This window comes from Candidatus Nitrospira neuquenensis (genome assembly GCF_979578155.1).
Map to the genome: position 1 here is coordinate 127458 of NZ_CEFZDU010000038.1, position 13093 is coordinate 140550.

General features: G+C 70.9%; 11 protein-coding genes. 2 read left to right on the forward strand and 9 right to left on the reverse strand.

Going from position 1 to position 13093, the window contains the following annotated elements:
- Positions 1 to 6 precede the first annotated feature (6 nt).
- The 6 genes from AC1U7O_RS16715 to AC1U7O_RS16740 form a co-directional block, all read right to left on the reverse strand.
- Positions 7 to 1242 carry a molybdopterin molybdotransferase MoeA gene (locus tag AC1U7O_RS16715; protein WP_479896030.1) on the reverse strand — a complete coding sequence of 412 codons (1236 nt, stop codon included), beginning with the start codon at positions 1240 to 1242 and terminating at the stop codon, positions 7 to 9.
- Between the two features lie 19 nt (positions 1243 to 1261).
- Positions 1262 to 2221 carry an Mrp/NBP35 family ATP-binding protein gene (locus tag AC1U7O_RS16720; RefSeq protein ID WP_479896031.1) on the reverse strand — a complete coding sequence of 320 codons (960 nt, stop codon included), beginning with the start codon at positions 2219 to 2221 and terminating at the stop codon, positions 1262 to 1264.
- A gap of 27 nt (positions 2222 to 2248) precedes the next feature.
- Complete coding sequence (locus AC1U7O_RS16725; protein ID WP_479896032.1) at positions 2249 to 2716, reverse strand: MogA/MoaB family molybdenum cofactor biosynthesis protein; 468 nt, start codon at positions 2714 to 2716, stop codon at positions 2249 to 2251.
- A 26-nt stretch (positions 2717 to 2742) separates the two neighbouring features.
- Positions 2743 to 3675: a twin-arginine translocase subunit TatC gene (tatC, locus tag AC1U7O_RS16730; RefSeq protein WP_479896033.1), complete on the reverse strand. Its 933-nt coding sequence runs from the start codon at positions 3673 to 3675 to the stop codon at positions 2743 to 2745.
- A 48-nt stretch (positions 3676 to 3723) separates the two neighbouring features.
- Positions 3724 to 5247, reverse strand: coding sequence for a DegQ family serine endoprotease (locus AC1U7O_RS16735; RefSeq protein ID WP_479896034.1), 1524 nt, complete (start codon positions 5245 to 5247; stop codon positions 3724 to 3726).
- A 229-nt stretch (positions 5248 to 5476) separates the two neighbouring features.
- Positions 5477 to 6250, reverse strand: a complete 774-nt coding sequence (locus AC1U7O_RS16740) for a hypothetical protein (RefSeq protein ID WP_479896035.1) — start codon at positions 6248 to 6250, stop codon at positions 5477 to 5479.
- 176 nt (positions 6251 to 6426) lie between these two features.
- Between AC1U7O_RS16740 and AC1U7O_RS16745 the strand changes: the two genes are divergently transcribed.
- On the forward strand, positions 6427 to 7188 hold the full coding sequence (locus AC1U7O_RS16745) for a dolichyl-phosphate beta-glucosyltransferase (protein WP_479896036.1): 762 nt from the start codon (positions 6427 to 6429) through the stop codon (positions 7186 to 7188).
- Here the strand turns inward: AC1U7O_RS16745 and AC1U7O_RS16750 are convergent.
- The gene (locus AC1U7O_RS16750) at positions 7170 to 8729 is read right to left on the reverse strand and encodes a hypothetical protein (protein ID WP_479896037.1); all 1560 of its coding nucleotides are present in this window, start codon (positions 8727 to 8729) and stop codon (positions 7170 to 7172) included. The genes AC1U7O_RS16745 and AC1U7O_RS16750 overlap by 19 nt on opposite strands.
- Positions 8729 to 10435 carry a carbamoyltransferase family protein gene (locus AC1U7O_RS16755; RefSeq protein WP_479896038.1) on the reverse strand — a complete coding sequence of 569 codons (1707 nt, stop codon included), beginning with the start codon at positions 10433 to 10435 and terminating at the stop codon, positions 8729 to 8731. Before AC1U7O_RS16755 ends, AC1U7O_RS16750 begins: the two co-directional genes overlap by 1 nt.
- Positions 10436 to 10587: 152 nt before the next feature.
- On the opposite strand from AC1U7O_RS16755, the gene AC1U7O_RS16760 reads away from it, so the two are divergent.
- Entirely contained in the window at positions 10588 to 12480 is a 1893-nt protein-coding gene (locus tag AC1U7O_RS16760) for a caspase family protein (RefSeq protein ID WP_479896039.1), read from the forward strand.
- A gap of 112 nt (positions 12481 to 12592) precedes the next feature.
- Here the strand turns inward: AC1U7O_RS16760 and AC1U7O_RS16765 are convergent, their stop codons facing one another.
- Complete coding sequence (locus AC1U7O_RS16765) at positions 12593 to 13006, reverse strand: c-type cytochrome (protein ID WP_479896040.1); 414 nt, start codon at positions 13004 to 13006, stop codon at positions 12593 to 12595.
- Positions 13007 to 13093 lie beyond the last annotated feature (87 nt).

Here is a 13093-nt window from a genome sequence, read left to right on the forward strand (position 1 = left end):
GGCGGATCACCGCACCCAGAACTGGCCGTTCAACACCTGCACGTCCACGAGATCGCCGGGGGACAGCCGCTCGGTCTCGACCGGGACGTCGATGAGGCAGTTCGCCTTCACCATCGAGGTCAGGATGCCGGACCCCTGGTCTCCCGTCGTGCGTACCTTCAGCACGCCCTCCTCGCGGGTCAGGATCCCGCGCAGGAAGTGCCGGCGGTCCGGTCGCTTGGAGAACTTCTCCTGGAAGACCGCCTGGAGGACGGGGCGTCCGTAGCTCCGGTGCCCCATCATCTTGAGCAGGGCCGGCCGCACGAGCTGCTCGAACGTGACCATCGAGGAGACGGGGTTGCCGGGCAGCCCGAAGGCCAGCGTGTCCCGGATGCGGCCGAAGGCGAGCGGCTGGCCCGGCCGGATGGCGAGCTTCCAGAAGTTCATCTCGGCGCCCAGCTCCTGGAACACGGCCTTGGTGAAGTCGTAGTCGCCCATGGACACGCCGCCGGAGAGCACGAGCACGTCCGCCGTCAGGCCGTGGGCGATCTTTTCCTTGAGCGCCGCCGGCTCGTCCCGCGCGATGCCGAGCAGGATGGGGATGCCCCCCGCCTCCCGCACCGCGGCCGCGATGCCGTAGCTGTTGGAGTTGATGATCTTGTCCTCGTCGAACCGCTCGTCGAGGTCGGCGAGCTCGTCGCCGGTGGAAAGGACCGCGACCCGCGGCCGCTGGTAGACGAGCACGAAGGATTTGGCCAGGATGGCGAGCATCCCCGCCTCGCCCGGCCGGATCTGGGTGCCCTTGGCGATGATCCGCTCGCCCTTCTTGACGTCCTCGCCCTGCGGCCGGACGTTGGCGCCCCGCTCGACCGGCTTGAAGATGCGGACGCGGTCGCCGCAGGACTCGGTCTCCTCCACCTTGACGACGGTGTCGGCGCCGCGGGGGATGGGCGCCCCGGTCATGATGCGGATGGCCTGTCCGGGCCCCACGGCCTTGGTCGCCACCTTGCCGGCCGGCACCTCCTCGATGACCGTCAGCTCGACCGGCTTGGCGATCGCGTGCTCTTGCCGGAGGTCCTCCGCGCGCACGGCGAAGCCGTCCATCGCCGAGTTGTCCCAGGGCGGGTTGTCCCGCGCGGCCAGGATGTCCTCGCCGAGCACCCGGCCCGTCGCCTCCAGGAGGCTGACCTTCTCCAGTCCCAGCGGCTGCGCCGCGTCCAGCACGATCCGCTGAGCGGCTTCCAGCCTCGTCAATCCGTCCATGCCTCCCACGCGCGTCCCCCTACCGTTTCTTGAGCGGCGACAGCTTGAGCAGCGACCCGCTGCGCTTGCAGAAGGCCTCCACCTTGTTCGCGATCTGGTGGTAGGCGTCCGCGGTCGGCGTGTCCGAGTAGAACATCGCGAAGGGCTCCCCCGCGTCGCACTGGGTGACGACCTCCGGGTCCAGCGGAATGCGCCCGAGGAACGGCACGCCCATGTCGGTGGCCGAGGCCTCGCCGCCGCCCTTGCGGAACACCTCGATGTGCTTGCCGCAGTGCGGGCAGTCCAGCCCGCTCATGTTCTCGACGATCCCGATGATCGGAATCTCGCTGTCCTTGGCGAAGGTGACCGACTTGCGCGAGTCCAGCAGCGCGACCTCCTGCGGGGTCGTCACGATCACGCAGCCGCTGACGTGCTGCGGCCCGATCAAGTCGATCGTCGTCACCGATTCGTTGCCCGTGCCGGGCGGCAGGTCGATGAGCAGAAAGTCCAGATCCTGCCACTCGACCCCGCCGAGCAGTTGGTTGATGAACTCGTACTTGTAGGCGTCGCGCCAGATGATCGGGTCGTCCGAGTTCTGGAGCAGGAAGGACATCGAGGCGATGCGCAGGTTGTAGGCCTGGAAGGGGATGATGCCGCCCGAGGTGCTGATCTTGAGCTTCTGGCCCTCGGCCCCGACCATCTTCGGGATGTTGGGTCCGTGGATGTCGATGTCGCAGATGCCGACCTCGTGGCCCTTGAGCGCCAGGCTGACGGCGAGGTTGGTGGTCACGGTGCTCTTGCCCACCCCGCCCTTGTTGCTCATCACGAGGACCTTGTGCTGGATGCGCTCCATCCGCTTGGCGACGAGCCAGCGGCTGTGCCCCTCCTTGTCCTTCCGGCAGGTCTCGTTCTCGTCGCAGATCGCGCAGGCCCACAGGTAGGTGCAGGCGTCGCCGCTCCCCGCCCCCGGCGGCTGGACCATGTTCAGTTCTTTCGGCATCCGTGTTCTCCTCGTCGCCCCGACGCCTCACGCCTTTCGTACCTTCTCCACCGTATGCTCCAGGATGGGCAGGAGCACGGCCAGGTTCTCCTTGGCCCCCTGCGGGCTGCCGGGCAGGTTGACGATCAGGGTCCCGCCCCGCACGCCGGCCGTCGCCCTCGACAGCACGGCCGTCCGCACCTTCTTGAGGCTCTCCTGCCGCATCGCCTCGCCGATGCCGGGGATCTCGCGGTCCAGGACATCCCGCGTCGCCTCCGGCGTCCAGTCCGTGGGCCGCACGCCCGTTCCGCCCATCGTGAGGATCACCTCCGGCGCATCGCCCTCGCAGAGCCTCACGAGCGCCTCGCGGATCGCCCCCCGGTCGTCCGGCACGACCTCGTAGGCCGCGACGTCGGCCGGCAGCGCCCGCACCATCCGCTCGACCGCCTCCCGCCCCCGGTCCGGCTCCCGCCCGGACGCGACCTTGCTGCTGACCACCAGGAGAGCGACGCGCATGGCACCACCGGCGTCGGACGTCGGCGTCACCGGCGCCGCCCGGAATCCGGCACGGCCAGATACTCCCCCTCGCCCGCACCGGCGGGCACGGCCGGCTTGAGGACGGGGGCGGGCGGCCCGGGCGCGGCCTCGGTCTCCGCCGCCGCCCCCTTGGTCTTCTTGGAGAAGAAGCCCGCGCTCACGATGCCCACTTCGTAGAAGACGTACATGGGCAGCGCCATCAGACACTGGTTGAAGGGATCGGGGGTGGGCGTCAGCAGCGCCGCGATCACGAAGGCCCCGAGGAACGCCCACTTCCGGTACCGCTTCAGAAAGGGCGCGTCCACCCAGCCCAGCTTCGCCATGAGGGTGAGCGCGAGCGGCACCTCGAAGATCACCCCGAAGATGAGCAGGAACCAGAGGGCGAACCCCACGTACTGCGCGATCGAGATCTGCGGGATGAACCCGGCGCCCACGCCGTAGGAGATCAGGAAGTTCAGCGCGAAGGGCAGCACGAAGAAGAAGGAGAACGCGAGCCCCGAGTAGAAGGCGACGGCGCTGATCAGCACGAAGGGTCCGACGAAGCGCCGCTCCTGCACGTGCAGGCCCGGCACGACGAACTGCCAGACTTCCCACAGCACGTAGGGCATGGCCAGGACCAGTGCGAACAGGCCGGCGACCTTGACGTTCTGCCAGAGGGCCTCCGCGGGGGACAGGAACACGAACGGGATGAGCGGCAGGTCCGTGGGCACCCACTGGAGCTTGCCGGGCACGAACATGTTCTGCAGGGGCACGCGGAGCCACGCCACCAGCGCGTCGGCGTAGAAGAACGTGCCGACGAACACGAGGCCCACGACGACGACGGCCCGCGTGAGCCGGACCTGGAGCTCCACGAGGTGCTCCATGACCGGCATCTTCTTGTCTTCGAGCGGCTGAAAGACGGAGTCCTCTAGCCACTCTTTGAGCTTCGAGAAGTCCACGGGCCTCAGGCGGAGGGGCTCATTTCCACGCTCCCTCGACCGCACGTGTCACTTCGGGTTCACCGCGACGAACAGGTTGTTCCCCTGACGGCTCAGCAGCAGCACCACCATCTCTTCCTTCTTGATCTTGCCCGCGATCTTCTGGAAGTCCTCCAGGGACTTGACCGTCTCGTGGTTGACCTCCTGGATGACGTCGCCGCGCTGCAGGCCGGCCGCCTCGGCCGGGCTGCCCGGCTCCACGTGGTTGATCACGACGCCGGTCGTCTTGCTCGGCAGGTTGAGCTGGCTCAACGTCGTCTGGTCCAGCGGCTGCACGCGCAGCGCCGCGAGCACGTTGTCCGGCAGCTTCGGCTGCTCCGGGGGCGCCGCCGCCGGCTCGCGCTTGGCCAGCATCTCGTCGGACGGCCGCTCGGCCACGTTGATGGCGACGACCTGCTCCTTGCCGTCGCGCAGGATCTTGACCTTGGCGGTCCGCCCCACCGTCGTCCGGGCGACCATGTTGCGGAGCTGGTTGACGGTCTCCACCTCCTTGTCGTCGAAGGCGATGATCACGTCGCCGCGCTTGAGGCCCGCCTTCGCGGAGGGCCCGTTCTCGTTCACGTCGCTGATCAGCACGCCCTTGCGCTGCTCGGGAATCTTGAACGACTTGGCCAGCGCCGGCGTGACCTCCTGGATCGCGATGCCCATCCAGCCGCGGACCACCTTGCCGCTCCTGATCAGGCTGCTCACGACGTCCAGCGCGATGCTGCTCGGGATCGCGAACCCGATCCCCTCGGACCCGCCGGTCCGGGAGAAGATGGCCGTGTTGATCCCGATCAGCTCGCCGTTGATGTTCACGAGCGCGCCGCCGGAGTTGCCCGGGTTGATGGCCGCGTCGGTCTGGATGAAGTCCTCGTAGTCCGTGATGCCGACGTTACCGCGACCCAGGGCGCTGATGATGCCCAGCGTCACGGTGGAGCTCAACCCGAAGGGGCTGCCGACGGCGAGCACCAGGTCGCCCACCTGCAGCTTCTCATGCTCGGCCCACTTGAGCGCCGGCAGGTTGTCCGCCTCGATCTTGACGACGGCCAGATCGGTCTTGGGGTCCGTGCCGACCACCTTCGCGCTGAACTCGCGCTTGTCGCTCAGCGTCACGGTGATCTGCGAGGCGTTCTCGACCACGTGGTTGTTGGTGACGATGTAGCCCTTCGGATCGATGATCACGCCGGAGCCGGCGCTCTGGTCAGGCCGACCGGGAGGGCCGGGAAACGGAGGCGGACCGGGCGGGAAGGGCGGCTCACCGCCTGGCGGTTCCTCGCCGGGAGGGCCGAAGGGGCCGGGCGGCAGCGGCTTGCGCCCGCCGCGGCGCTCCCCGCCCTCTCCTCCGGTCACGGCGATGTTCACGACCGCCGGCGTGACCTTCTTCACGATGTCCGCGAACCCCTGCGACATCGTCGCCGGCACCGCCGCCTCGGCGGGCAGTCCGCTCACCGCGTACCCGATCGAGCCGGCCGCCAGCACCCCCGCCATCGCCAGGACCGCGCTCAGGCGCCGATCCCGGCCCCACCCGCTCCGCTCGCCCATCCTGTCCATGATTGTTCCCTCAGTGCTCCCCGGTTCCGGTCCCTGCGGACCCACGTTCGTCAGCAAACCTTCCCCTCCCCGTCCCGGCGGACGCGGCCTCCACGGAACAGGGCAATCGCGCGAAAAGACACAGAGTTATCAGACGATTTTGCCATTCTACACTAAGCGCCGACCGGCCTTCAAAGGCAAAAACTCGCCTTCAGGCCCGCCGGCGCGCCCGGCGCCGCGCCGGCGCCGGTCACCGCCCATCCAGGGCCAACGCCATGCGGCGCTTGGCGATCCAGGCATCCTGGAAGTTGGGGACCAGCCGTTTTTCCGCCTCCTGCATGGCGATCACCCGCAGCGAGTCAGCGGCTCCCTCGTCGGTCAGGGGGTAGAAGGGCCGGTTCGGGTCCAGGGGGCGCTTCCAGACCACGGGATACCACTGCCGGATGTCCGGCGCCGTGGGCCGGTCGAGGGTCGCCCAGCCCCGGCCCTCCGCCTCCACGAGGACCCGTCCGCCGCGCACGTCCACGAGCGCGACCTCCAGGAGCGACCAGTTGTCCCGTCGGAGGCCCGGTTGGCTGTGCACGACCCATGCGACGAAGACGCCGATGGGGTATTCCCGCTCCGTGGCCGAGGCGATCACGACCAGCACATAGTCGAAGCCCCGTTGCCGGCCGAGCACGATGAACTGGTCGAGGCCCCCCTCCGGCTTCAGCCCCTCCGCCGACAGGACGGCCTGGACGTCGAGCGGGAGATAGGTCGTGAACTGCCCCTTGAGGTCCTCCGCCAGGCCGGCCAAGGCTCCCTCCGGCAGGGTCGGCGAGGTCCCGTCCGTCCCCCGGTCCGGCACCACGACCAGCGCGGCGCGCAGCCGATCCTGGCCGAGCGTCGCGCCCGCCCCTGCGGCGCTGGGCCCGCCGAGATACTGCCCCAGCCGCGCCGGCGGCGTCGTCGCGGCGCAGGCGCCCAGCATCGCCGACACCAGCACCAGCCCCGCCGCCGCCCTGACCGGCGTCACCCCGCGCAACGGACACCTCCTCCGCCGCCTCCCGGCCCCTGTGACCGCTATACGTTGCGCGCCGCCTCCACCCCTGTCAAGGGTCGGCCTTGCAAATCCCGAAGGGAGCGGCTAGGCTGGCTCCTCGTGACCGGCACCCCACGCCCCCACGAGCCGGCTGCGCCCCAACCCGCCGGGCCGTCCGCGTGAGCGGCGCCGAGCGGCCGGGGGCACCGACCCTCTCGATCGTCATTCCGGCGTACAACGAGGCCCGGCGGCTGCCGCCCTACCTGAAGGCCATCCGGGCCTACCTGACCACGCGGGGCATCTCCTACGAGATTGTCGTGGTGGACGACGGGAGCAGGGACGGGACCGGCGCCGTCGTGGAGGAGATCGGCCGTCGAGAACCGTCGCTCCGGCTCCTGACGCTCCCCAGGAATCGCGGCAAGGGCTGCGCCGTCCGCACCGGCATCCTCGCCGCCCGCGGCGCCCTGTGCCTCATCGCCGACGCCGACGGCGCCACCCCGATCGAGGAACTGGCCCGCCTGGAGTCGGCCCTGGCCGAGGGCGCCGACCTGGCGATCGGCTCGCGCTTCCGGGCCTCCCGCGACCCGCGGTATCGCGTGCGGGCCCGCTGGCACCGAAGCGTCCTCGGGAACCTGTTCAACTGGTGCGTCCGGCGCCTGGGCATCCCCGACATCGACGACACCCAGTGCGGGTTCAAGCTGCTCCCCGCCTCCGTGGCCCGGGACCTCTTCTCCGTGGCCCGGATCGACGGCTACGGGTTCGACCTGGAGCTGCTCTATCTCGCGCGCAAACGCGGCTACACGGTCGCGGAGGTGGCGATCAACTGGGCGGACCAGCCCGGCTCCAAGGTCTGGGTCCTGCGCGACGGGCTCCGGATGTTCCTGGAACTCCTCGCCGTGCGGCGGAACGACGCCCGCGGCGTTTACGCCCGCTTGACGTAGAGCCTCACCTTGGCATCCTCGTAGACGCGCTCCCAGTCCGATCGCCGCGCCAGACCTCGATCGAGCGGCAGGTCCCGTCCGACCATCGCCCAATCCACCCGGTACTTGTCCAGCACGCGAAGGTCCGGCGGCTCCTGTGCCGTCAGGTCCATGTAGTCCTTGAAGATCCACCGGTCGCCGACCCGGAAGGCCGGCATCCGGCCGTCGATGAAGACCTTCTCCTCCGGCAGCCACCAGAGCAGGAACCCGCCGACCCCATAATCGTTGTACAGACGGCTTCCAAGCCGGGCCCGGTTCGCCCGCACCCACTCGACCGCCTCGATCGGATACTCGGTCTGGCGGAAGTAGGCGGCCGGCCGCAGGCCGCACTGGGCGACATGGACCAGATGCTCCCCTCCCAGGACGAGCAGGACGACCGCCGCGACGCAGGCGGCCAGGAACGGCATGAGCCGGTCCCGCCACCGGGCCGCGCAGCGGGCCGCGACCCACCCGCCGCTGGCGGCGAGCACCTCCGCCGCCAGCGGCGCGCTCACGAGTAGGAACAGCAGGACGTTGCGCCAGTGCCGCAACGACAGCCAGAGAAAGACGATCAGGACCACCCAGCGGACCGGTTCCACGCGGCGAATCGCCATGGCCGCCCCGACGGCCAGCAGGGCCAGATAGACCCCGTAGATCGCGCCGGCCCGGTCGCCGAACGACACGGGCTGCCATTCGTGCAGCGTCTCGACCATGTAGCGGTCGGACAGCGAAGCGAGGATTTCCCCGTACAGCCGCCAGCCGTAGGGATTGACGAGGGTCGCCAGGACCGAGAGGCCGAGCACCGCCGCGAGGCGGCCGACCTGCCCCCAGGCCGGGACCGGCTCGTCCAGCCGCGCCGCCAGGCTCGGACGCCGCTCGACCGCCAGGCGCAGGAGGACCGACGCAGCCAGGATGAGCCCGAGGGTGAAGAGCCCTGCGGTGAAGCCCCCGTGCAGGTTGGCCCACAGCAGGAAGAGCGGCGGGACCGCCCACAACTGCGCCGGCCGCCCGTCTCGAGAGCGGCGCCACAGCAGCAGGAGCCCCGCCATCCCGAGCAGCGTGACCAACTGGGTGCGGGCCCCGAGGAAGGGCAGGGCCGTCCAGAGGATTCCCGCCAGGGCCAGCAGGCGGGCCGTGCGCCCTGCACGGGCACCGACCAGAACCAGCCCGAACGCCCCCGCCGCGACCAGCGCGAAGAAGAGGATCGCCCCGAGCGCCCCGGCCGGCCCGAGTCCCCGGTAGATCAGCCCGAGCAGCCCGTCGGTCAGCCAGGCATGTTCCACCCAGGGCCAGTCGGGCATCGTGTGGGAGTAGGGATCGGTCGCCGGGAGCGTCCACCCGCCGGCGATCAGGTCGAGCCCCGTGCGGAGATGCCAGCCGAAGTCCGGCTCCACCAGGGGCTGCAGGACGAGGTTCGCGATGAACAGGACCAGCAGGGCGTCGAGGGCGGCGAAGCGGACGTGGGGCGGCGGGGACGAGGCCTGAGCGGCGGCCGGACCGGATGCCCCCGCGGCCTTGCGCATCACGCCTTGCCCGGCCGATGGACCAGGAGGTTCCCCAGCGCCAGCCAGTCCACCTCCGTGCGCAGGAAGCAGGCGACCGCCTCCTCCGGCGTGCAGACGATGGGCTCCTGGACGTTGAAGGAGGTGTTCAGGAGGACCGGCACGCCGGTCAGGCGCCCGAAGGCCTCCAGCAGGAGCCGGAACCGAGGGTTGCTGTCCCGATCCACCGTCTGGAGGCGGGCGGTCCCGTCCACGTGGACGACGGCGGGGATCAGGCCCTTCGCTCCGGGCCGGACCGGCTGCGTGAAGAGCATGTAGGGCGCGGCCTCGCCGGGGTCGAAGAACTCCGGTGCCCGCTCCGCTGGCACCGCGGGGGCGAAGGGACGGAAGGGCTCGCGGAACTTGACCTTGGCGTTGATCAGCTCGCGCATGTCCTCCCGCCGGGGATCGGCGAGCAGGCTCCGGTTGCCGAGCGCGCGCGGCCCCCACTCCATCCGGCCCTGGAACCAGAAGACGAGGCGCCCGCGGGCCAGCTCGGCCGCGACCCGCTCGACCAGCTCCCGCTCCGGCAGGGTCTCGGCGGTCAGGCCGGCCCGCTCCAGCGCGCGGCGGCAGGCCGCCTCGTCGAAGGACGGCCCCAGGTAAGCGTGCGTCATCGGCTCGCGCGGCGCGCCGAGCCGGACGGACTGCCAGAGCGCCGCGCCCAGCGCGGCCCCCGCGTCCCCGGCGGCCGGCTGTACGAAGACCGATTCGAAGCCCAGCTCGCGGCGGAGCCGGCTGTTCGCGACGCAGTTGAAGGCCACCCCGCCCGCGAGGCAGAGCGCGGGGAGCCGCGTGTCGCGCTCAAGCCGCCGGGCGAGGTGCAGCAGCGTCTCCTCGAGCACGAGTTGCGCGCTGGCGGCGAGGTCCTTGTGCCGCTCGGTCAGCTCCTCGCCGGGACGGCGGCTCGGCCCCAGCAGCTCGGTCAGGGCCGGCGCGAAGAGGCCGACGCGCGCGAGGTGAAAGTCCAAGAGCCGGACGTCGAGCCGGAACCCGCCGTCCGGCGTCAGGCGCAGCAGCCGCTCGCGCAGCACAGGCGCAAACCGCGGCTCCCCGTAGGCGGCCAGACCCATGACGATGTACTCGTCGCGGTCCGGCGTGAACCCCAGGAACGCGGTCATCGCCGCGTAGAACTGGCCGAGCGAGTGGGGCAGGGGGATGCGGCGCAGGACGCGGATCTCGGCGCCTTCCCCCACGCCGAGCATCGCCGTGTGGGACTCGGAGGCGCCGTCCACGACGAGGATCGCCGCGCGCTCGAAGGGCGAGGGCAGGAAGGTGCTCGCCGCGTGGCACAGGTGGTGGTCGAGAAAGACGGGGCGCGGCGCGCCGGGCCCGAACTCGCGTCGCAGCGCGGAGGCCAGGAAGACCTGCTCGGTCCATTCCCGGGAGAGCCGCTCCACGCTGCGCCGCCCCTTCACCCGGAAGAGCGTCGGCGACCGCACCATCGCACCCAACGCGAGCGCGGCCCGCCGGCCCACGACCCAGTACTTCCACGGGACGGCGATCGAATCCACGGCACGGAGCTCGACGCCGGCCGCTTCCAGACAGGAGCGAACGGCCCGCAACGGCAGCGCCGTGACGTGCTTGATCCGGACGAAGCGCTCCTCTTCGGCGGCGGCGACGATCCGTCCGTCCCGCACCGCCGCCGCCGCCGCATCGCGCAGATTCAACAGGCCGAGGACGACCACGCCGGCCCCCGCTCGCCGCACCGTCGCGGCGTAGGATAAAGAAACGCGGCGGCCCTGGCAAGCCGCGCCGCGCGTCCGCCGGTTGCATTCACCGCGCGATTTCGGTACGGTGGCCCGATGTTCGGTTCGGCGGACACGATCGCATGGGCGGCATGACGACCAGACCCAGGACCGGGCGCCTGGCGCTCGCGTTGGTGCTCCTCGCGCTGGCCTCGCTCGCGGGGAGCTGCAAGGGCTCGCCGAAGTCGCTCCTCGGCCGGGCCGAGCTGCCCGACCTGGGTCCGCCCCTGCCCTACACGATCAAGCTGGACATCGACCCGTCCCTCCCCGCGGCCCGCCTGCAGTACGTGGACGCCTGCAACCACCCGAGCGAGATGCACATCGGTAACGAGCTGGAAGCGCTGTTGCTGGAGGGCGCCCACCAGACCTTCAAGACCGTCTACTACCAGGGACCGGAGAAACCCGCCGCGGCGCCGGACCTCGTCGCCAAGATCAGCCTGCTGCAGTCGGGCCTCAAGGTCCAGACCGACAACATGTACGACCGGCTGCCGGCGGAGATGCACCTGGAGGCGGGGCTCGCCATCTACGACGCCGCCGGCAAGCTGCTCCTGGAACGGCCGCTCACGACCACGCACCGGGAAAAGCTGATCCTCGAGCCGACGCAGCACCGCTGTGCCTACGTCTCCGCCGGAGCCTTCACGAACGCGGCCGCGACCGAGATCACCACGCAGTTCATGAAGCAGGCGCGCTCGCTGTTCAAGCAGCCGGAGCAGGCCGCCGTCCTGCCGGCCGCCCCGCCGCCCGCCGCGCCGGCGGCTCCCGCGCCGGCGGGCGCGCCGGGCCTCGCCTTCAAGGCGACGCTGCTGGAGGAGAGCGGCAACCTCGTGCTGGAGAGCGGGGAGAAGGTGCGCGTGCGGGTGGACGTCGTCAACGCGGGACAGACGGCCGCGCGGGACGTGCGGGTGTCCGTGAGCGGCACGCCGGCCGTGGTCTCGCAGTTCCCCGCGACGACCCTGCCGGTCGGCACGCTTCAGCCCGGCGAGTCCCGTTCCGTCGAGTTCGTCGGCACGCTGCCGCCGTCCGTGCCGCCGCAGCGGGCGGAGCTGACGGTCGCGCTGACCGAGGGCTCCGGCGCGGTCGGCATCCCCGCCTCGCAGATGCTCGTCGCCTCCCTGCGCTCGGGCGGAGGCGGCGCGGCCGCACCGGGCCCCGCCGTCCCCGCCGCGCCGGTCTTCGACGACGTGGATCGGGTGCCGCCGGCCTCCGGCGCCCGCCAGCCCAACGTGTACGTGATCGCGATCGGCATCCCCGCCTACCGAGACCAGCAGCCCCTCGCGCGCAAGTACGCGGCCGCCGACGCGGAGCTGCTCTCGGCTTACCTCGGCGCGCTGGGGGGCGTCCCCTCCTCCAACGTGAAGGTGCTCGTCGGCACGAGCGCCCTGCGGCCCGACATCGAGGAGCTGCTCCTCGACTGGCTCCCCGCCCGCGTGAACGAGCAGTCGGTCGTGATCGTCTACTTCGCCGGGCTCGCCATGGCCAGCCCCTCGGGCGAGGTCAGCCTGCTGCCCTACGACGCCGGCGCGAACGGGAGTTCGCGTCTCTACCCGCTCAAGGAGCTGGCCGCGGCGCTGGGCCGGCTCCGGACGAAGCAGAGTCTGCTGATCTTCGACGGGCCGGTGGCCCGGCTCGGCGGCGGGCCGAAGGGACAGCAAAAACCGCTCCGGTGGGACGTCGGGGGAGACACGCCGGTCCGGCTCGTCGCCGCGGCCGGCCTCCAGCCGGCGCTCGAGCCGGACCTGGTCCGCCACGGGCTCCTGACCTACTACGTACTCCGCGGACTGCGCGGTGACGCCGACAAGGACGGCAACGGCGGGGTCACGCTGGGCGAGCTGGCCGCCTACCTCTCTCAGACGCTCCCCTCCGTGTCGCGCGGCACCTTCAAGCAGGAGCTGCAGCCACAGATCCTGCCGCCGCTCCGCCCCGGCTCGCCCCTCGAGGGGCTGGTGCTCACCAGGCCGGGCGGCGCTTCACCCGCCTCCCGCTGACGCGGGGCACGCCCCGGCTCCTCCCGCCCGCCGCCGCGGCCTCCGGCGAGCAAAAGAAAGGGGGCAGGGAAGGTTGCCCTCCCCTGCCCCCGGTGGCCGAGCGCGTCGGGACTCAGTCGCCGCCGCCGTCCTTGCAGAAGCTCCGCTCGTAGTTGATGATCGTCCAGGCTTCCTCCTCGGTGATCGCGGCCGGGATGAGCGGCACCATGCCCGTGCCCGGGCTGCCGTTCTTGATCACCCAGAAGAGCTCCCCGTCCTTCCGCTTCTTGTGGAACTTGCAATTCGTGAAGTTCCGCGGGCTGGGGTTCAGAATCTGGCCGGCGGGGCCGTCCCCCTTGCCCTCCTTCCCGTGGCAGTTGAAGCAGGTGCCCTTGCCCTCGAACAGCGCCTTGCCCTTGGCCAGGTTCTCCGGCGTGGCCGGCACGGGGTTCTTCATCTTCTTCGCATCGGCGATCTGATCGGCCGGCACGCGGGGCTTGAGGGGGTCCCGCTCCTCGGCCACGGCGACCGTGGACGCGACGAGCATGAATGCCGCTAAAAGACCGACGGACCTCGAAATATACCGCATCACCACTCCTCCTTTCTTGGATCAACCCATGGGTCGAAAACGGCG

Coding starts and splice junctions, on each gene's coding strand:
- AC1U7O_RS16715 (WP_479896030.1), bottom strand. CDS start 1,242: ATGGACGGATTGACGAGGCTGGAAGCCGCTCAGCGGATCGTGCTGGAC.
- AC1U7O_RS16720 (WP_479896031.1), bottom strand. CDS start 2,221: ATGCCGAAAGAACTGAACATGGTCCAGCCGCCGGGGGCGGGGAGCGGC.
- AC1U7O_RS16725 (WP_479896032.1), bottom strand. CDS start 2,716: ATGCGCGTCGCTCTCCTGGTGGTCAGCAGCAAGGTCGCGTCCGGGCGG.
- AC1U7O_RS16735 (WP_479896034.1), bottom strand. CDS start 5,247: ATGGACAGGATGGGCGAGCGGAGCGGGTGGGGCCGGGATCGGCGCCTG.
- AC1U7O_RS16750 (WP_479896037.1), bottom strand. CDS start 8,729: ATGCGCAAGGCCGCGGGGGCATCCGGTCCGGCCGCCGCTCAGGCCTCG.
- AC1U7O_RS16760 (WP_479896039.1), top strand. CDS start 10,588: ATGACGACCAGACCCAGGACCGGGCGCCTGGCGCTCGCGTTGGTGCTC.
- AC1U7O_RS16765 (WP_479896040.1), bottom strand. CDS start 13,006: ATGCTCGTCGCGTCCACGGTCGCCGTGGCCGAGGAGCGGGACCCCCTC.